The 19087-nt window shown below is 66.7% G+C and carries 18 protein-coding genes; 4 read left to right on the top strand and 14 right to left on the bottom strand.

The features are described 5' to 3' along the window. The 12 genes from KIT86_RS20105 to KIT86_RS20050 form a co-directional block, all read right to left on the bottom strand. Positions 1-878, bottom strand: an 878-nt coding sequence (locus KIT86_RS20105; RefSeq protein WP_297401665.1) for a sulfate ABC transporter ATP-binding protein, incomplete at its 3' end; no start/stop codon positions are given. Beyond that, a complete protein-coding gene (cysW, locus tag KIT86_RS20100; RefSeq protein ID WP_297401663.1) occupies positions 875-1792 on the bottom strand; it encodes a sulfate ABC transporter permease subunit CysW in 918 nt (305 codons plus the stop codon). The genes KIT86_RS20105 and cysW, both read right to left, overlap by 4 nt. Next, on the bottom strand, positions 1789-2670 hold the full coding sequence (cysT, locus tag KIT86_RS20095; protein ID WP_297401661.1) for a sulfate ABC transporter permease subunit CysT: 882 nt from the start codon (positions 2668-2670) through the stop codon (positions 1789-1791). The genes cysW and cysT overlap by 4 nt, the downstream gene beginning before the upstream one ends. Before the next feature lie 106 nt (positions 2671-2776). Then, the gene (locus tag KIT86_RS20090) at positions 2777-3775 is read right to left on the bottom strand and encodes a sulfate ABC transporter substrate-binding protein (protein WP_297401659.1); all 999 of its coding nucleotides are present in this window, start codon (positions 3773-3775) and stop codon (positions 2777-2779) included. Between the two features lie 123 nt (positions 3776-3898). Beyond that, positions 3899-6406 (bottom strand): response regulator, encoded by a 2508-nt coding sequence (locus KIT86_RS20085; protein WP_297401657.1) that lies wholly within the window; start codon positions 6404-6406, stop codon positions 3899-3901. Positions 6407-6428: 22 nt separating this feature from the next. Beyond that, the gene (locus KIT86_RS20080; protein WP_297401655.1) at positions 6429-7469 is read right to left on the bottom strand and encodes a 3-oxoacyl-[acyl-carrier-protein] synthase III C-terminal domain-containing protein; all 1041 of its coding nucleotides are present in this window, start codon (positions 7467-7469) and stop codon (positions 6429-6431) included. Then, on the bottom strand, positions 7466-8527 hold the full coding sequence (locus tag KIT86_RS20075) for a 3-oxoacyl-[acyl-carrier-protein] synthase III C-terminal domain-containing protein (protein ID WP_297401653.1): 1062 nt from the start codon (positions 8525-8527) through the stop codon (positions 7466-7468). The genes KIT86_RS20080 and KIT86_RS20075 overlap by 4 nt, the downstream gene beginning before the upstream one ends. 269 nt (positions 8528-8796) lie before the next feature. Continuing rightward, positions 8797-9363: an alpha/beta hydrolase gene (locus KIT86_RS20070; RefSeq protein WP_297401651.1), complete on the bottom strand. Its 567-nt coding sequence runs from the start codon at positions 9361-9363 to the stop codon at positions 8797-8799. Between the two features lie 166 nt (positions 9364-9529). After that, a complete protein-coding gene (gene pdeM / locus KIT86_RS20065; RefSeq protein WP_297401649.1) occupies positions 9530-10192 on the bottom strand; it encodes a ligase-associated DNA damage response endonuclease PdeM in 663 nt (220 codons plus the stop codon). Continuing rightward, positions 10185-12653: a ligase-associated DNA damage response DEXH box helicase gene (locus tag KIT86_RS20060; RefSeq protein ID WP_297401647.1), complete on the bottom strand. Its 2469-nt coding sequence runs from the start codon at positions 12651-12653 to the stop codon at positions 10185-10187. Before KIT86_RS20060 ends, pdeM begins: the two co-directional genes overlap by 8 nt. A gap of 15 nt (positions 12654-12668) precedes the next feature. Beyond that, positions 12669-12920 (bottom strand): hypothetical protein, encoded by a 252-nt coding sequence (locus tag KIT86_RS20055; RefSeq protein ID WP_297401645.1) that lies wholly within the window; start codon positions 12918-12920, stop codon positions 12669-12671. A 60-nt stretch (positions 12921-12980) separates the two neighbouring features. Then, complete coding sequence (locus KIT86_RS20050; RefSeq protein ID WP_297401643.1) at positions 12981-14072, bottom strand: phosphatidylserine/phosphatidylglycerophosphate/cardiolipin synthase family protein; 1092 nt, start codon at positions 14070-14072, stop codon at positions 12981-12983. 166 nt (positions 14073-14238) lie between these two features. Here KIT86_RS20050 and KIT86_RS20045 point away from each other — a divergent pair, with 166 nt between their 5' ends. Both KIT86_RS20045 and KIT86_RS20040 read left to right on the top strand, forming a co-directional pair. Further along, positions 14239-14697: a GAF domain-containing protein gene (locus KIT86_RS20045; RefSeq protein WP_297401641.1), complete on the top strand. Its 459-nt coding sequence runs from the start codon at positions 14239-14241 to the stop codon at positions 14695-14697. Further along, entirely contained in the window at positions 14694-16400 is a 1707-nt protein-coding gene (locus KIT86_RS20040; RefSeq protein ID WP_297401639.1) for an ATP-binding protein, read from the top strand. Before KIT86_RS20045 ends, KIT86_RS20040 begins: the two co-directional genes overlap by 4 nt. A gap of 7 nt (positions 16401-16407) precedes the next feature. Here KIT86_RS20040 and KIT86_RS20035 read toward each other — a convergent pair whose 3' ends face one another. Beyond that, complete coding sequence (locus KIT86_RS20035; RefSeq protein WP_297401637.1) at positions 16408-16701, bottom strand: DUF1330 domain-containing protein; 294 nt, start codon at positions 16699-16701, stop codon at positions 16408-16410. Between the two features lie 245 nt (positions 16702-16946). Here KIT86_RS20035 and KIT86_RS20030 point away from each other — a divergent pair, with 245 nt between their 5' ends. Together KIT86_RS20030 and KIT86_RS20025 are read left to right on the top strand one after the other, a co-directional pair. Then, complete coding sequence (locus KIT86_RS20030) at positions 16947-17804, top strand: hypothetical protein (protein WP_297401636.1); 858 nt, start codon at positions 16947-16949, stop codon at positions 17802-17804. A gap of 107 nt (positions 17805-17911) precedes the next feature. Next, positions 17912-18550 carry a response regulator transcription factor gene (locus KIT86_RS20025; RefSeq protein WP_297401634.1) on the top strand — a complete coding sequence of 213 codons (639 nt, stop codon included), beginning with the start codon at positions 17912-17914 and terminating at the stop codon, positions 18548-18550. An 11-nt stretch (positions 18551-18561) separates the two neighbouring features. Here the strand turns inward: KIT86_RS20025 and KIT86_RS20020 are convergent. Then, on the bottom strand, positions 18562-19087 hold a 526-nt coding region (locus tag KIT86_RS20020; protein ID WP_297401632.1), incomplete at its 5' end, for a putative sulfate/molybdate transporter.

The raw sequence follows: 19087 nt of genomic DNA, 5'->3' as shown, positions 1-19087 counted from the left end.
ATGCCGGGCAGGCCGGCCGCGTAGCGCTGCACGTCCAGGTCGTGCGGGCGCACGTACGCAAACGCCTTGGCATCCTGCGCCCCGGCATGCTCGGGCGAATCGATGGACACGCCCTGCAGGTGCAGCTGCCCTTCATTCGCGCGGCCATGAAACAGATTCACGTCACCCAGGAAGCCGTACACGAAGGGGCTGGCCGGGTGCTCCCACACCTCCTGCGGCGCGCCGATCTGCTCGATCTGGCCCTGGTTCATCAGCACCACGCGGTCGGCCACCTCCAGGGCTTCTTCCTGGTCGTGTGTCACGAACACGCTGGTCACGTGCAGCTCGTCGTGCAGGCGGCGCAGCCAGCGGCGCAGCTCCTTGCGCACCTTGGCATCGAGTGCGCCAAAAGGCTCGTCCAGCAGCAACACCTTGGGCTCCACCGCCAGCGCGCGGGCCAGGGCGATGCGCTGGCGCTGCCCGCCCGACAACTGCGAGGGATAGCGGTCGGCCAGCCAGTCCAGCTGCACCAGCTTGAGCAGATCCAGCACCTTGGTCTTGATCTGCGCGTCGCTTGGGCGCTGGCCGCGCGGCTTCACGCGCAGGCCAAAGGCCACGTTCTCGAACACCGTCATGTGGCGAAACAGCGCGTAGTGCTGGAACACGAAGCCCACATTGCGCTCGCGCACATGCACATCGGTGGTGTCCTCGCCGCTGAACAGGATGCTGCCCGTGTCCGGTGTCTCCAGGCCCGCGATGATGCGCAGCAGCGTGGTCTTGCCGCAGCCCGACGGGCCCAGCAGCGCCAGCAGCTCACCCGAGTGGATGTCGAGGTTGACGTTCTTCAGCGCCTGGAAGGTGCCGAAGTGCTTGTTGATGTCGCGGATTTCGATGCTCATGGTGTCTGTCCCAGCAGGGTTGGGTGGGCGGGCGTGGGGCGTTCGGGAGGCAATTCGGCCAGCGCCTTCAATTCACGTTCCATCTGCCACTCGGCGACCGACTTGATCACCAGCGTGACCAGCGCCAGCAGGGCCAGCAGCGAGGCCACTGCAAAGGCGGCGACCGACTGGTACTCGTTGTAGAGGATCTCCACGTGCAGCGGCATCGTGTTCGTCTGGCCCCGGATGTGCCCCGAAACCACCGAGACCGCGCCGAACTCGCCCATGGCGCGCGCGTTGCAGAGAATCACGCCGTAGATCAGGCCCCACTTGATGTTGGGCAGCGTCACGTGCCAGAACGTCTGCCAGCCCGAGGCCCCGAGCACGATCGCGGCCTGCTCCTCGTCGTTGCCCTGCGCCTGCATCAGCGGAATGAGCTCGCGCGCGATGAACGGGAAAGTGACAAAGATCGTGGCCAGGATGATGCCGGGCACGGCGAACACGATCTTGATGTCGTGCTCGGCCAGCCACGGGCCCAGCCAGCCCTGCGCGCCGAACACCAGCACGTAGATCAGACCGGCCACCACCGGCGACACCGAGAACGGCAGGTCGATCAGGGTCGTGAGAAACGACTTGCCCCGGAACTCGTACTTGGCCACCGCCCAGGCCGCCGCCACGCCGAACACCAGGTTCAACGGCACGGCAATGGCCGCCGTGAGCAGCGTCAGGCGAATCGCCGACCAGGCGTCCGGGTCCTTCAGCGCCTCCCAGTACGCATCGAAACCCTTGCGCAGCGCCTCGGTGAACACCGCGGCCAGCGGCAACACCAGGAACAGCGCCATGAACAGCAGCGCGATGCCGATCAGCGTGCGGCGCACCCAGGCCGCCTCGGTCGTGCCCTTGCGGGCGGTGCGTGCAGAAGTGGCGGTGCTCATTGCAGGTTCCCTCCAGAGCGCTTGCGTTGCCAGGTCTGCAGGCCGTTGATGAGCAACAGCAGCACAAACGAAAACAGCAGCATCACCAGCGCCACGGCGGTGGCACCCGCGTAGTCGTACTGTTCCAGCTTGCTGATGATGATCAGCGGCGTGATCTCCGACACCATGGGCATGTTGCCCGCGATGAAGATCACCGAACCGTACTCACCCACCGCTCGCGCAAACGCCATCGCAAAACCCGTGAGCAGGGCGGGCGCAATGCTCGGGAAAATCACGCGGCTGAAGGTCTGCCAGCGCGTGGCACCCAGGCAGGTGGCGGCTTCCTCCAGCTCTTTTTCGGAATCCTCCAGCACCGGCTGCACCGTGCGCACCACAAAAGGCAAGCCGATGAAGATCAACGCGATCACCACGCCATTCGGGTTGAAAGCCAGCTGCAGCCCCAGCGGCTCCGTGTACTGGCCGATCCAGCCGTTGCCCGCCAGGATCGCCGTAAGCGAGATGCCCGCCACTGCGGTGGGCAGCGCAAACGGCAGGTCCACCAGCGCGTCCACGATCTTCTTGCCAGGGAAGCTGTAGCGCACCAGCACCCAGGCCACCAGCAGGCCGAACACGGCATTCACCGTCGCCGCAATCAGCGACGCACCGAAAGTCAACCGGTACGACGCCAGCACGCGCGGCGCCGTGACGGCCTCCCAGAACTGCGGCCAGGTCAGCGAAAACGTCTTGAAAAACAGCGCCGACAGAGGGATCAGCACGATCAGGCTCAGGTAGAAAACCGTGAAGCCCAGCGTGATGTTGAAGCCCGGCAGCACGCGGCGGCGCGCGCGACGGCGGGTGTCGGTGGGGGCGGCTGCCGCTGGCAGCGTGGCGGTGGTCATATCGTGGGTCCCGGGTGCCGTCGCGCGCGATGGGTTGGATCAAGAGGTGCCGAGGCACCGCCCCCTTCGAGCGGGGGCGCGCGAAGCGCGGCGGGGTGTTTCCTGTTTACTTGCCGACCGTGTACAGCTTGTCGAACTGACCGCCGTCGTTGAAATGCACCTTCTGCGCTTCAGCCAGCGAGCCGAAATAGTCGCCCACGGTGAACAGCTTGATGGGCTTGAACGCCGAGGCGTACTTCTTCAGCACGGCTTCGTTGCGCGGCCGGATGTTGTGCTTGGCCGCGATCTCCTGGCCCTCGGGGCTGTAGAGGAAATCGAGGTACGCCTTGGCCTCGGCGGCCGTGCCCTTCTTGTTCACCGTGCGCTCCACGATGGCCACCGGGTTCTCGGCCACGATCGACGCGCTCGGGTGGATCGCATCCACCTTGCCGGCGCCGAACTCGGCGTTCACCGACACCACCTCGGACTCGAAGGTCACCAGCACGTCGCCGATATTGCGTTGCAGAAACACGCCCGTCGCGTCACGGCCACCGCGGGCCAGCACCGGCACGTTCTTGTAGAGCTTGCCCACGAACTCGGCGGCATCGGCATCGCTGCCCCCCTTGCTGCGCACATAGCCCCAGGCAGCCAGGTAAGCCAGGCGCCCGTTGCCACCCGTCTTGGGGTTGACCACCACCACCTGCACGCCGGGCTTGATCAGATCGTCCCAGTCCTTGATGCCCTTGGGGTTGCCGTTGCGCACCAGGAACAGCATCGTCGAAGTCGTGGGGGCTGCACCGTTGGGAAACTTCTGGCGCCAGTCCTTGGCCACCACGCCCTTGTCTGCCAGGAAATCCACGTCCGTCGTGGTGTTGAACGTCACCACATCGGCTTCCAGGCCATCGGCCACGGCGCGCGCCTGGGCGCTCGAACCGGCGTGCGACTGGTCCACCTTGATGTCCTTGCCGCTCGACTTCTTGTAGCTCGCGGCAAACGCGACGTTGATGTCCTTGTAGAACTCGCGGGCCACGTCGTAAGACACGTTGAGCAGCGTCGTCTGTGCGCCCGCCAGGGCAGAGGTGGACAGGGCGACGGCGGCGACTGCCGCGCGAAGGGCGTTTTTCATGGGAAAGCTCCAGGCAGGAAACAGGATGTGTCGGATTCTGGGCGCCCACCCTGAGAATCCAAACGACTTTGTTCTTGTTTCTTTATGCCGGGTTGGAATAAAGCGCGCCGGCAAGCCGGCTTGTCAGGCGCCTGCCCGGGCCTTCAACATGCGATGCGTATCGGCGAACAACTGGCTCAGGTTCTTCAACCAGTCCACCTGCGCCGGCCACTGGCCCGTTGCCAGCATCGTGGTGTACTTTTCGTGCACCTCCTCGTAAAGCGCGCTGGCGCCCAGGTGCCCGGCCAGGCCCATCAGCGCATGCATGAGCATTTTGGCCCGCTCCAGGTCCTTGGCCTCGACATAGTTCGCCAGCTGGCCCACCTTCGTGTGCAGCTCTTCCAGTGCCAGGGTGATGTCGACCTTGTTCATGCCGAGCCGGCGCAAGCTGTCCAGCCGGGCAAGGTCGATCAGAGGAAGTGGGGCCGCCGGAAGCCGCTTCGGAGCGGTCGGGCTGCCCGGCTGCTTCCCGTTGGCAGAGCCGGCCAGCCGCTGGCTCACCAGCAGCAGAAGATCACCGACCTGCACCGGTTTGGGGACAAAAGCGTTGACGCCCGCCTCCCGCGCTTCCGATTGCATGGCGTCGTCGGTGCGCGAGCTCATCGCGATCACCGGCATCGCGCCCAGGGGTCGAGGGCCCGCGCGCAGGGCGCGCACCATATCGACCCCGCTCATGTGGGGCATGTGAATGTCCGTGATCACAGCGTCGATCTGCCTGGCGGCATCGCTCCAGAGCTGCAGGGCGGCTTCTGCATCGGCCGCCTCGAGCACCTGGAAGCCCTGCGTCATCAACGTCGTGCGAATGTACTTGCGGGTGAACTCGTCGTCGTCGACCAGCAGAATGGTCTTGCCCGCCTGCTGATCGCCATCCTCGGCCGTCTTCGCCTGAGCCTTGGACGTCGCGTGGGCGCGGCACAGCACCTCGATCAGCTCCAGGGGCGAGCAACCTTTGGAAAGGAACTCCTTCACACCGATGCGCTCCAGCCTGACCCGGGCTGCATGCGGCGACTCCGAAGACAGCGCCACGATGGTCAGATGCTCCAGGCCCGCGATGGCGCCGCGGCGCACCCGCTCGGCCGTTGCGTAGCCGTCCAGCTCCGGCATCTGCAAGTCCAGCACCATGGCCTCGTGCCGCAAGGCGGCCAGCATCGCCAAAGCCTGCTTGCCATCCTCCGCCTCATCGACCACCGCGCCCAGCCGGACGAGCACCTTCTTCGACATTTGACGGAAATGGCGGGAATCGTCCACGACCAAGACCCGCTTGCCGTTGAACATGGCGCTTCCTCGCGTCATCACATCCTTCTCGTGCGCCGAAAGCTCGTCCTTGGCCAGCGCAGGAAAGCGCAGCACGAACCGGGTGAACTTGCCGAGTTCGGACTCGCAATGGATGCTGCCCCCCAAGGCCCGCATGGTGCGCTGGCAGAAAGACAGGCCCAGCCCGGTGCCGTCTGGCTTGTCCCAGGTTTGAAAGGCCTCGAACAAGCGCGGCAGGTCTTCGGACCTGATACCGGGCCCCGTGTCTTCCACCGTCACCTGGCGTTCCTCCACCTTGATCGTGACGCGGGCATCGGGATACCGGTCGAAATAGTAGAGCGCGTTCTTCAGGAGGTTGAACAGCGTGAAGATGACGCGCGTCTCATCACCCTTGAAGATGAAATCGCTGTTGGCCGCCACAGAGATCCGATCCCTGTCGCCGGGATTCGTGTAGCCGAACTCCGCCAGGGCCTTGTTCACGACCGTGGTGGCCTGCAGATAGCGGTGGCGCGACACGTCGACGGGTTTGGCGCTGATCTCGTCCGTGGTCAGCGTGACGACCTGCGTGGTGCGCTCAATGGCCTCCCTGCACTTGGCGAGCTCGGCGTAGATCGCCTCCAGATCGTCGACGTAGATGGTCTGGCTCTGCACGCCGACGGCGTGGTCCGGCAGGCGCTTGCCGATGGCGTTCAAGCGCTGGCTGAGATGGTCCATGGGGCTTTTCATCTCATGGGCGATGGAGCCAATCAGGGCTTTCATCGCGTCGACCTTTTCTTGGGCGAGCAGGCTTCTCAGATGGCTGCGCGTCAGAATCATCCCCGCCACGATGCTGTACAAGAGAGCGGGAAGATGAACGGAGACCACCGTGGAATGGTTCAACGACCAGAAATCAGGAATCGTGACGTAGGCAGTGACGACGCCCAAGCACAGGCCAAGCGCCATGTTGACGCTGGCGAGCATGTAGTTCGGGAAAAGGCCAATGATGAGGAACACCGTCGCTACCTCAATCATCGATCGCAGCACAGAATAGTTACTCGCCAACAACTGATAGGTCGAAAAGAAGGGCAGTGCGTAGCAGAGCGTTGCAAACCACAGCCACGGCAGGAAGTTCTTGTACCGATCGGACCAATAGCGACTTGACCAGAGGCCCATACAGGCCACCATACCCAATAGCCTCATTGCGACGCTCTCGTGAGCGAGTGGCGTGACATACAACCACAGCACACCATAGGCTCCAAAGATGAAGGTGCCCAGCGCACCTGCGATCACGATACTCTTCCCCGATGCCTTGGTGTTGGCTTGCAGTGCCTGTGAGAAGTGACGAAGCGGATTTGCCACCGTTTGCCTCCTTTCGGTTGGGTTAGTAGACGAACTCGCCTGCCGCGAAAGACATGCCTGCGCTTCCCATCAGGAACGCGACTCGACTGCCTTTGCGCAACTTGCCCACACTTTGAGCGACTGCCATGGCGGTTGGAATGGATGCCGAGACGACGTTGCCTGCCTCGGGATAGATGTGAAACAACTTTTCTGCAAACCCGAGTCGCGCCCCGATGTCCTCCCAAGCTTTCATGGAGGAGGAATGCGTGAAGACGAGGTCGGCTTTGTTGAGGTCAATCCCGGACTTGTGCAGTGTGCTGGGGATTTCTGCAGCAATTCGGTCATGAATCTCGCGGCCGAGTGCGGTGAATCTTCTTGGGCCGAGGTGGGCAACCAAGGGGCTGACATCGAAGTAGCCCTGATATCCCTCTGCAGGAATCATGCAAAGTTCTGCGTAGCCCGGGTTCGAATGGATGGTGACAGACAGATTCTCTTTGTCGGCTGGAAAGAGGAGCGTTGCGGAAGCAGCCTCGCCGATGGTGTAGGAGGGATACAGGTGGTCGAGTTCCTGCGGGTGATTCAGCGTGAAGTTCTCTGGAAAACCAGCGGTGCCTTTGATCATGTTGAACTCCGCATTCACGATCAAAGCGTTCCGTATTCGCCTCGTTTCGAAGAGGCTCTTCGTCAGCGATACGGCCCGTGTCCAACTCATGCACGCGTCGAGGATGTCAAAGCACTCAGCGCGGAGAACGCCCAAGGACTTCGCCAGAATGTAAGCGTTGCCCAGTTTGTGAAATTCGCCTCCAACGCCCACGTAGATGAACAAATCGATGTCGATGGGTCGTGTCGCTGAAGCCTTCAATGCACTGCTTACCGCACGAGCAACATGATCGATTGGCCTTTCGTCGCCACCTAACCAGTGACGCGTGATCAAGCCACTTCGTTCCAGGCGAGTCTTGATGATGCGCAGTACCTTGTTGATATCTCCATCAAAGTGCTTGGAGTTGAACCGGATCAGGTCGACCACCTCTTCATTGCAGACCACTCTTTCCGGCAGGCTTGCGGCGACGCTTTCGATGATCATGGGCGCGACCTCTGCCTGTGCTCGAATCGGCCTGCTGCAAATGACATGCCTGAGCTGCCCATGAGGAACAGAACGCGGTCATCCCTTTTCAGTCGACCCTCTTCCGTTGCCATTGCAAGCGCGGCGGGGATGGACGCCGAGACGATGTTGCCGGTGCGCGGGTAGATGCGATAGGCCTTTTCGCTGAGCCCCTGCCGCGCGATCGCGGCCTGCCAATCGGAGATGGGCGAGGTGTGCGTGAGAACGATGTCGACGTCCTGGTCTGACACGCCTGTGCTTTCGACGAGATGGGAGATGGCCTGTGCCACGCTGCGACCGAGTTCGTCTTGTTTGACGGTCAACCGATCCGTGCCCAGTACCGCTTGCACCTCGGCTTGCCGATGGACGTTCCAGACGTCTTCGTTCGGCACCATGAAGACATCGGCAAGATCGGGCCTTGAATGGATGGTGATTTGAAAGTTGTCGGGCTGCTCCGGGCGCAGCAAGGTGGCGGTAGCTGCCTCTCCGATGGTGTAGGACACCAAGGCCTGGTTGACCTGGGCAGGGCTCTGGAGCACGAAATCACCGGGCCTCACAGACCCGCCGTTCGTCACGTTGAATTCAGCGTTCACCACCAGCGCGTTGCGGTATGGGCTTGTGCTGAAAAGGCTGTCCACCAGCGAAAGGGCCCGCGTCCAGCTCATGCCGGCGTCGATCACATCGAAACATTCCGCCCGCGTGATGCCCAGCGCCTTGGCCGCCATGTAGCTGTTGCCCGGCTCGCGAAAGCCTCGGCCCACGCCCACATAGATGAAGAGATCGATATCGGTCAGCTTCAAGGCGCTGCCCGATCGCACGGACGAGACGGCCTTTTCAAGGTGGTCGATGGGGCGCTCGCGCTGGGCCTGCCACTGGCGCGTGATCAGGCCACTTTGATCGAGGAATGTCTGGATGGTGTTCAGCGCCTGGGGGAGGTCACCCTCGAAGTTCGCCTTCGAGTGGAATCGGATCAGGTCGATGACCTCTTCGTTGCTGACGGTTCGGGTAGGAAAGCTCGCGACGACGTTTTCAATGATCATTTTTCTTGTGGGCGTGCTTCGCCGGTTTTGATGGAGAAGATCCAGGCTTCCGTCAGAAGCGCGCTTCACGCCTCAACAAGAACTTGAATCGACGCAGTCTTTGATAGCCATCAGAGCCTTGCTGGACTTGGGCACAAGCTGCAGGTTTGGCGGGTCTGAACCGTCAGATGGGCGGAACGATTTGCGCGGGGCGACCCGCCGGCTGGCCCCAAAAAGGCCCGGTTGCGTTGCGCAGGCTGGGCGTGCGCCGGGGGCCGTTGTCGTGGCCGTCAGGCCGCCTCGGTCGCCTGCCGTGCCCCCACAGGGACGTCCGCCCCCAACGACTGCAGCAACGCCAACCCCAGCGGCCATGCGCCATGGCCCGAGTCCACGTTGATGTGGCCTGCGTCGTTGAGCCGCACGAACTCGCTGCCCCAGGCACGGGCATAGGCGCCGGCGGTTCGCACCGGGCAGTACGGGTCGTTGCTGCTGGCCACGAGGATGCTGCGGTACGGCAGGCGCTGGTAGGGCACGGGCGCGAAGTCGGCCAGCACGCCCCGGCGTTCCGGGTCGGCCGGGGCCACGAGCAGCGCGCCCTGGATGCGCTGCGCGGCTTCGGGCGGCAGGTGGGCGGCGGTGATGCAGCCCAGGCTGTGCGCGACCACCACCACCGGGCCGGGGGCGCGCGCGATGGTTTCGCTCAGCCGCGCCACCCAGGACTGGCGCACCGGCGCGACCCAGTCGTCCTGCTCCACCCGCAGCACCGAGGGCAGGCTGTCGGACCACAGCGTCTGCCAGTGGCCGGGGCCTGAGTTGCGCCAGCCGGGAATGATGATGACGGTGGGCGCGCAGGACATGCGAAGGCTCCTGAAGAATCGGTTGAAAGCCTGCATTCTGTGGATGCCCATCCGTTCGCCCAACAACGATGAAGTAGTTTGTTTATGGCCCGCTGGCATATGGCGCACACGGCGCTGCGCCGCGCGCAGCCAGGCGCGCTGCCGGCTGGCGGATTTGCCGACGCTTTTACCGACGCCGGGTGGGCGTGGGCCCCATGCCGAGCAGTTGTGCGCCCATGCAGGCGAAGCGCGCCTGCGCCTGCTGCACCAGCCAGCCGCCGGTGAAGAGCGAAAACGCGGGCAGCACCAGTTGGCGCTCCATCAAGGCGAAGGCCGGGAAGCGGCCGCGAAAGCCTGGCACGTTCACCACGGGATGCACATGGCCGCAGACGACGAACCGGTCACTGGCCTGGGGTGGGTGGCCTGGCGCATGCGCGAAGCTGAAGGGGCCGTCGTCAACGCGCTCGCTGCGGCGCTGCACGTCCAGCCCCGCTCGCGCCGCCGCGCGGTCGTGATTGCCCTCGACCAGCAGCATGTCCAGGCCTGCGTGGCGATCGCGAAAGCGCGACCAGTCTTCGCGCCAGCCCGCGTCCACGCGCGGGCCGTGCAGCAGGTCGCCCAGCACCCAGAGCGAGTCCGCGCCGCTGTGGTCGATGAGGGTGCTCAGGCGCTCCAGGTCCTGGCGCGTGCCGCCTGTGGGCAGGGCGATGCCGGCGGCGCGAAACGCATCGTCTTTGCCCAGGTGCACGTCGGCCACGAGCAGGCGGCGCCGCGCCGGCCAGTAGAGCGCGCGGTCGGCCAGCAGGCGCACGGGCTCGCCGGCGAGCACGAGGTCGATGGCCTCAGCCATGGCGCGCCTGCAGTTGCTCGGCCGCGCGCCGCACGCGGGCCGACCAGTCTTCCGTGCTGAGTTCGCCGCGCACGGTCTCGGCCCACAGGGGAAATGAGAGCGGGGTCAGCGTGCGGGGCTGGCGCAGCTCGATGGTGCGCGCCGCGCAGCGCGCGAACGCGGCGGTGAGCGCCTGCACGTCCATCTGCGCCTCGAAGACTTCGCGCACCGCCTGGGCCAGCAGCAGGTGATCCGGGTCGTAGCGTTGCAGCACGTCGAAGAGCAGGCCGCTGGAGGCCTGCAGTTGCCGGGCGCTGCGCTGCGCGCCACCGGGCAGCGAGGGCATGAGCATGCCGGCCACGCGGGCGATCTCGCGAAACTGGCGGCGCGCCATTTCGGTCAGGTTCATGCCCTCGCGCAGGTCGTCCAGCAGATCCGCCGGCGCCAGCAGCCGTGCGATGAGGTCCTCGTTCACCGAGATGGGCTGCGAGGCATTGAGCACGAAGCCGTAGTCGTTGACGGCATACACAAAGGTGTTGGGTGCCAGACGGCCCCAGCGCAAAGCGAAGAGGGCGGCCATGCCTTCGTGCACGGTGCGGCCGGCGAAGGGGTAGACGAAAAGCGAGGCGCGCCCGCGCGTGCGCACGGCCTCCACCAGCAAGGTGCGGGGCGTGGGCAACGCCGACACGCGCGCCTGCAGATCGAGCAGCGGGGCCAGGGCGCGCAGTTCCGGGCTGTCGCGCGGCCCATCGAGCACCGCCTCCATGGCCGCGCCGAGTTCGGTGGACAGCGGCATGCGCCCGCCCTGCCAGCGCGGCACGGCGGCGCTCAGGCCCTTGGCCATGCGCACATATGCTGTCATCTGGTCCACCGCCACCAGCTCCAGCGTGCGGCCGGCGAACTGGAAACGGTCGCGCGGGCGCAGCCGGCTGATGAAGCTTTCTTCCACCGAGCCCAGCGAGGCACCGCGCAGAAAGCGCACCGCCACGGCGCCATCGGCCGTGATGGTGCCGATGGACAGCCGGTGGCGCAGCGCCACGCGCCGGTCGGTCACGCGGTAGATGCCGTCGTCGCCGCGCACGGCGCGGTGGAAGTCGGGGTAGTTCTCCAGCGCCTGGCCGCCGCGTTCGATAAAGCGCAGCACGCCCTCCCATTGCGTGTCGCTCAAGTTGGCGAAGGCGTGCGTGCCGCGCACCTCGGCGCGCAGCGCGTCGGGCTCGAAGCCGCCGCCCAGCGCCAGCGTCACGCAGTGCTGCGACAGCACGTCCAGCGACAGGCGCGGTGGCCGCCGGGATTCGATCTGGCCGGCCGCCAGGGCTTTGCGCGCGGCGGCGAACTCGGCCAGTTCCAGCGCGTGCGTGGGCACGCCGTGGATCACGCTGGCTTCGCCGGGCCGGTGGTTGGCGCGGCCGGCGCGCTGCAGCAGGCGCGCCAGGCCCTTGGGGCTGCCCACCTGCATCACGAGTTCCACCGCAGGAAAGTCCACACCCAGGTCCAGGCTGGAGGTGGCCACCACGCAGCGCACGCTGCCGTCGCGCAGGCCCTGCTCGGCGGCCAGGCGCAGCGCGGTGTCCAGCGAACCGTGGTGCAGTGCCAGGGTGCCCGGCGCTTCGAGCCAGATGGACGAAAGCGCGCGGTGCCACAGCTCGGCCTGCGCGCGCGTGTTGGTGAAGAGGATGGCGCTGCGCGCGCCGCCAATGAGCTGCATCACCCGTTCCAGCTGCGACAGGCCCAGGTGGCCCGCCCAGGCGAAGCGTTCGCCCTGTTCGGGCAGCAGCGTCTTGAGCACCAGGCCCCGCTGCCGCGCACTGCTCACCACGGGCGCGGCGCGGCGGTGGGGCAGCAGCACGTCGCGCGCTTCGTCCAGGTTGCCCAGCGTGGCCGAAAGGCCCCAGGTCACGGCGGTGGGTGCCAGCGCGCGGATGCGCGCCAGCGTGAGTTGCAGCAGCACGCCGCGCTTGTTGCCCAGCAGTTCGTGCCATTCGTCCACGATCACGCCGCGCAATCCCGCGAGCAGGTCGGCGGTCTCGGGGTAGCTGAGCAGCAGGGCGAGCGATTCGGGCGTGATCACCAGCACCTCGGCCAGGCCTTGTCGGGCGAGGCGCCGGTCGCGCGAGGTGGCGTCGCCCGTGCGCTTGGCCACCGTCCAGGGCAGGCCCAGTGCCTCGAGTGGCGCGCTCAGGGCCTGCGCGGTGTCGGTCGCCAGGGCGCGCAGCGGCGTCACCCACAGCAGGCGCAGGCGCGCAGCGCCTGCAGGGCGCGCTGTCTCGCACAGTCCATCGAGCAGGGCGCCGCCAAAAGCCGCGAGCGTCTTGCCGCTGCCCGTGGGCGTGACGAGCAGGCCCGACTCGCCGCGTTGCCAATGGCGCCACACCCGCCGCTGGAACGGGGCAGGGGACCAGCCCTGCGCGGTGAACCATGCGAGAAGCGAAGCTTGCGCCGTGCGCGCACGGGCGGCCGAGGTGGGCGGGGTCGGGATCACCCGGCCATCATGGCATCAATCGGCACGCTCACCTTGGCCCGGGGCACCCGGTGGGTTCGGGGCCGGGCGGTAGGGCACCTCGGCTGGCGCGTGGTCTTCTTCGGGCTTTTCTGCGTCGCGGTAGGCACCGCGCTGGTTCTGTTCCAGGTTCGGGTCGTCGCTGCTGCCCAATGGCGCATGGTCGCGGCCTCGGCCAAAGTCGCCCTGCGGCTGGCGCGAGGAGGCCTTCACGGCGGCGCCACGCTGGCTGTCTTCGAGTCGGGTCATGGTCGGTCCTTCGTGTGGATGGTGCGCACCAGGGGCAAGGCGCGTTCCCGTGCCCGGCCCTCAAGCGGGCTCGGTCGCTTCTCTCAGCCGTTTCGCGTGCGCTGTGGCCTGGTGGAACACCGCTTCCAGCGTCTCGGCGAACGCGGCGTCCATCACCACCAGTTCGGTCCCTTCGCCCACCTTCGCCGTGGCGCCGTCGATGGCCAGGCTCGACCAGTGGCCGTCCACGACGGCGTGGCAGGGAAAGGGGCAGCTGTCGTCCGCGCGGTACACCTTCGCGCCCACGCTGAGCAGGTCCGCGCAGCGTTCCCGCCAGCGCCAGCCCAGCGCCTGCCGGTGCACCACCACGGTCACGCGCACGCCGCTGGCGCTGGTCGCCATGAGGGCTTTCATGAGATGCCGGGAGGGCGCGCGCTCCACCATGCTCACCATCACCTGGGTGCGGGCCCGCTGCACCTGATCGACCAGGGTCTGGCCCTCCTGCAGCGGCGCACCGCCCGACAAGGAGGGCAGCGCCAGGCCCATGCGCGCGTGTCCGGCCGGCTTCAGGCTCGGGAAGTAGTCCGCCTGGGGGAGGGTGGTGGGCGAGCTGGTGGCGTGCCAGGCCTCCAGGAAAAGCCGCTGCAAGCGCTCCACCACCGGGCCGCGCATGCGCGCATGGGGCCCGAAACTGCAGAGGTCCGGGGAGCGGATGCCGGGCCCGCACCAGGCCACCTCGCCATCCACCACGGCCAGTTGCCGGTGCGTGATGCGCTGGCGGCGCTCGAGCCAGGCCCGCCAGGCGCGCCGAGGATGGTCTTCGTTGAGCGTGATGCCGGCCTCGCACAGCCGGGCCAGCCCGTCGGTCGCGCGCGCCATGTCCAGCGTGTGGGCGATGACCTGCACGCGCACGCCTTGCCGGCAGCGCTGGCCCAGGCAGTCGATGATGTCGGCGCCCAGCCCCGGCGTGTGCAGCAGCGCGGCATCGAGGTTGATGTGGTCCGTCGCGCGTTCGAGCGTGCCGATCAGCGCCGCGCGCACGTCCTCCGTGCGGTCGAACAGATCGGCCTGATTCCCCTTGAGCAGGCGCTCGCCCGCCGCCTCTTGCGCTTGGGCATCGGCGGCCACGGTGGCGGTGGGCGGCCCAAAGGGCGTGAAGGCGGGCTGTTCCATGCGCTGGAGGGGCAAACGGCGTGCCCGGCCCGGGGTGATCGGACGATGGCACGCCACGTCAGGAGAGATGGCCGCACCGCGCCACGGCGCTGCCATTTGCGGTCTAATGCCCAGTTGCTCGAACGTGAAAGACGCGCACCACCGATTCACTCCGGCCGGCCCCACCATGAACATGCCACCTTTGCAACAGCTCAGACTCGCTTTCGATCAAGAGGGCATCGATGGGGGTCTGAGGTTTCTGAACGCCACCACCGAACACCGCTACACGGCGGTGTACCGCTTGCGCGACTCGCTGCTCAAGAATGTGGGCCTTTGCGACAAGGCCGGGGAAATCCGGCCCGAGTACCTCGCCGAGGTGCCGCTGGAATCCAGCTTCTGCCAGTTCGTGCTGCGCGACGGCGTTTTCCTCACCAGCGACTCCAGCACCGACGACCGCCTCGACGGCCACCCCTACAAGGGCGTGATGATGTCTTACACCGGCGTTCCCCTGCAGGACGAGGCAGGCGAGTTCTTTGGCACGCTGTGCCACTTCGACCTGGTTCAGCGGCCCCTCTCCCCCGAGAACCTTGAGTTGCTTCAGCAAGGCGCCGAGTTGATCCGTCCACTCCTGCCGAAGACGGTGTGACCAGACAGGCTTCTTCCTCCGGTTGTTCGCTGGAAGACATCCTCGTCCCCATCGAGCCGACCCGCGCTGCGCACGCGGCCGACTTCACGCTTGCACAAGGTCTGCTGTCGCTGGCCAAAACGCTCTCTGCCGAACCGGGGGCTGTGGTGGGCCATCTGGTGGAGACGGCGATGCGCCTGACCGGGGCGGAGTCGGCCGGCATCAGCCTGCTGGACCCGCTCTCGGGCGATCACTTCAAGTGGGTGGCGACGGCAGGGGGGTTCGCCCGGTACCTCCATGGCACTCTGCCGCGCCACTTCAGCCCTTGCGGTGCGGTGTTCGACCAGGGCCGGGCCCTGATGATGCGCGACCCCGTGCGCCTCTACCCCTACATCGGCGAGCTGCACCTGCCCGTGCGCATGGTGCTGCTGGTGCCGTTCTCGCAGGACGGCGTGCCCATCGGCACCCTCTGGATCGTCAGGCACTCGTCCGACGCGGCCTTTACCCAGGACGACCTGAGCGCCTCCACGGCACTGGCCGAATTGGCCGCCCTCATCTTCGAGAACGCGGCCACGCTCGCCACTTTGCGCCGGCAGGAAGCGCAGGGCCGGCAACTGCTGGCGCAGAGCGAGAGCGCGCGCCGCCTGCTCGACGGCTACTTCCGCCGCGCGCCCGGTTTCATTGCCCTGCTGCGGGGCGAAGACCACATTGTCGAACTGGCCAACGAGTCCTACCAGCGACTGGTGGGCAAGCGCGATCTGGTGGGGCGCCCCATCTTCGACGCCGCGCCCGAAATCAAGGGCCAGGGCTTCGAGGGATTGCTGCGCGAGGTCTATGCCAGCGGCCAGCCCCATGTGGGCCGGGGTGTGAAACTCGTGGTGCTCGACGAACACCAGCAGACGGCCACCCGCTACGTGGACTTTGTCTACCAGCCCGTGGTCGAGGAGGGTGACCATCGCGTCAGCGGCATCTTCGTGCAGGGCCACGACGTCACGGAACAGCACCTGGCTCTGGCCCGCCTGGCGCAGGCCGATGCCAACAAGGAAAGCTTCCTGGCGCTTCTCTCCCACGAGCTGCGCAACCCCATGTCGTCGATCCGCCTGGCCGCGATGCTGCTGAAGCACACCAACGGCAAGGACGACCCCCGGCAGCAGCGCAGCATCCGCACGCTGGAGAACCAGACCAACATCCTCGCGCGCCTGGTCGACGACATGGTCGATGCGTCCAGCATCCGCTCCGGCAAGTTCCAGCTCCAGCTCGAAGACCTGGTGCTGCAGGACGTGCTCGCGGCCGCGCTGGAAGCCACGCAGCCACTCATCGCCCAGCGCGGGCATGTGCTTGAGGTGCAGGTCAGCGAGCAGGCGCTGCCCGTCCGGGGCGATGGCACGCGCCTGGGACAGGTCTTCATCAACCTGCTGTCCAACGCCGCCAAATACTCGCCCGATGGCAGCTCCATCCTCTTGCGCGCCCACGCGGTGGACGGCCAAGCCGTCGTGGACGTGCAGGACACCGGCATCGGCATCGCGCAGGACTTCATTCCCCGGCTGTTCGAGATGTATTCGCAGGCACCCAGCGCCAAGGGGCAGGGCGGGCTGGGGCTGGGCCTCTCGCTGGCGCGTCAGTTCGTCGAACGGCACGGTGGCGACATCGCCGCCCACAGCGATGGGCCCGGACGCGGCGCGCGCTTCACCGTCACGCTGCCGCTGCGCGGCAGCGGGGCCTGAGCAAGCCTCAGGCCAGCGCTTCCACGATGCGGATGTCGCGTTCCGCGCCATCGCCCAGCGCCTTGAGCGCGGCCTGGTAAGCCGGGCTGTCGTGCGCGCCCGTGGCCTGCGCCACGCTGGCGAACTCGATCAGCACGGCCCGCTGGTGAACCGCCGCCTCGTACACCTGGGCCGGCATGCCGCGCGCCAGGAAACGGCCACCCGCTGCCTGGATGGCGGGGCCTGCGAGCTGGGCGTAAGCCGCCAGAGCGTCGGGGTTGCTGATGGAACGGTAGGTGGCAATCCAGTAAGCCTTCGGCATGTCAAATCCTTGTGTGTTGGGTCAGGCCGCAACGGGAAGCTGTTAAGGTGCGCTGCCCGTTGCAACACCAACCACCATACCAACAAATGTCGCCACTCTTCACGCACCGGCCTTTTTGGGCCCTGGCTTTGTGGGCGCTTCTCGCGGCCTGTGGTGGGGGCTCCGGGGGAGCTGCCGTGGCGCCGCCGCCCGCACCCAGCGCAACACCGCCGGCCCCCAGCACCTCACTGGTGGTCAACCCTGCCATGCTGGCGCTCAAAGCGTCGGGCATCGCGCGCAGCTTCACGGTCGTCAACACCGGCGCGGCCCCCGCCTTGCTGGTGGAGGTCGACCCGGCGGTGGTGTGGCCCATGGGCACCACTTACGCCAGCAACTGCGCGACGCTGGCCCCCGGGGCCTCCTGCACCATCACCATCACGCCCGGTGCGTTGCCCAGCGCGGCGCCCGGGGTGCCCGCCCCCGTGCCCGTGGCCATGAGCATCCAGAGCAGCAACGCCCCCGCGCTGGCGGTGCAGGTCCATGTGCTCGGCTACGGCAGCGTCTTCCAGGGCGGCCACCTCTTTGCTTTCGACGAAAGCGGCCCCCCGACCCAGAGCGTGGGCGGCAAGGTGGCCGCCGTCTCCAGCGCCACCCCAGTCAACTGGAGCGAGCACTACATCGCAAGCAATCTGGTGTTCGAGGTCGCCGGGGTGAGCGACAACTCGGTCGGTTCGGCGAGCAGTTGCAACGGCAAGTTCGACGGCGCGTGCAACACGCAAGCGATCATCGCCGCGCCCGAGCACCTGAGCGTGCGCCTGGAGAACTACACGGCGGGCACCTGCCGAGGCACGCTCAACACCTACGCCGACTGGTACCTGCCCGCCATCTGCGAGATGAGCAACAGCGCCGCCAGCGGCTGCCCCAGCGGCGAGACGCTGCAGGAGAAACTGCACACGCCGGGGCACCTTCTGTTCGCCGACAGCTGGAGTTCCACGCAGGCCAGCGTCGGCCCCGTGGCGCTGGCCTGGCGGCATTCGTTCGCCACGCTGCCGGGCGGTGACTCGCAGGTGATGTACAAGAACGTGCCCGCAGCGGCCAGCTGCGTGCGCCAGCTCAGCCTCTGAGGCGCGAAGCCCCGCAAGGGGGATGCCATGTTCTGTTCGACATCCCACAGACGGCCCGCGGCATCGGCGAAATACTGGTGTCATGGAAGGCTCGACGGCTGGCCGCCATGGCTGACATCTACCTGGTCGATGACCACGCGATGCTTCGCGAAGGTCTGCGCAGAGTCCTGGAAAAGGCAGGGCACAGCGTGGTGGGCGAGGCCGATCATCCGGGCGCGGCCGTGGCCGACATCACCCGCCTGCGGCCGTCGGTGGTGCTGCTCGATCTTCACCTGGAGCCCGGTTCCGGCTTTGACGTGCTCGACGAAGTGAAGCGCCTGGAGCTGCCCTCGCACGTGATCATGCTCACCATGTCGGCCCACCCCCGGCATGTGATGCAAGCCATGCGGCGCGGCGCCCTGGGCTATGTGCTGAAAGATTCGGCCTCGCTGGAGCTGCTCAACGCCGTGGAGGTGGTGGCCAACGGCCGCCGCTACCTCTGCCGGCGAGCCTCCACGCTGGCGGTGGAAGGCCTCATTGCCGAATCGCGCTCTGCCGCCGTGCACACGCTCTCGGCGCGCGAGCGGCAGGTCATCGTCATGGTGGTGCGCGGCCTCACCAGCGCCGTCATCGGCGTGAAACTGGAACTCTCGCCCAAGACCGTGGAGTCCTACCGCGAGCGCATCATGGCCAAGCTCGGGGTGAACGACATTCCCGCCCTGGTGCGGCTGGCGGTGCGTGAAGGCCTGATCGGCGTCGAGGACTGAGGCCCGGGCCCTCAGAACCGCAACAGCCCGCGCCGCGCGAGGTGGTGCAGCACCAGGCCCACGGCCAGGCCGATGGCCACGTTCCACAGGCACAGGCCGGCCGTCACCAAGGTCACCAGGCGGTCGTCCCGCGCCGCGCCCAGCGCACCCGCACCCAGCGCCAGCTGCGCCCCGGTGAAAAACAGAATGACGCCCAGCACCGCCGGCGGGAAGAGCTGGAACAGCACATGCACCGAGTCGCCGAAGAAGAGGGCCAGCGCCAGCAGCACGGCGCCCAGGATCACCACCGCCCCGCCGGTGCGCGCACCAAACGCCACATGCCCGGCCATGCCGCCCGCGCCATGGCACATGGGAACGCCACCCACGGCCGAGCTGAAGAGGTTCATCAGGCCGGTCGATACCGCCACCTTCTTCTCGGTCACCGGCGCGTGAGGAAACAGGCGGTTGTTCTCCTCCTTGATCGCGATCACCGCGTTGCCCAGCGTCAAGGGAATCTGCGGCAGGGCGAGGAACACCACGCCGATGAACAGCTCGTTC

The sequence above is a fragment of the Hydrogenophaga sp. genome (assembly GCF_026125825.1).
In the GTDB taxonomy this organism is placed as follows: Bacteria; Pseudomonadota; Gammaproteobacteria; order Burkholderiales; family Burkholderiaceae_C; genus Hydrogenophaga.
Note: the sequence above shows the minus strand (reverse complement) of the source record. Positions and strands in the feature narration are given on the sequence as shown.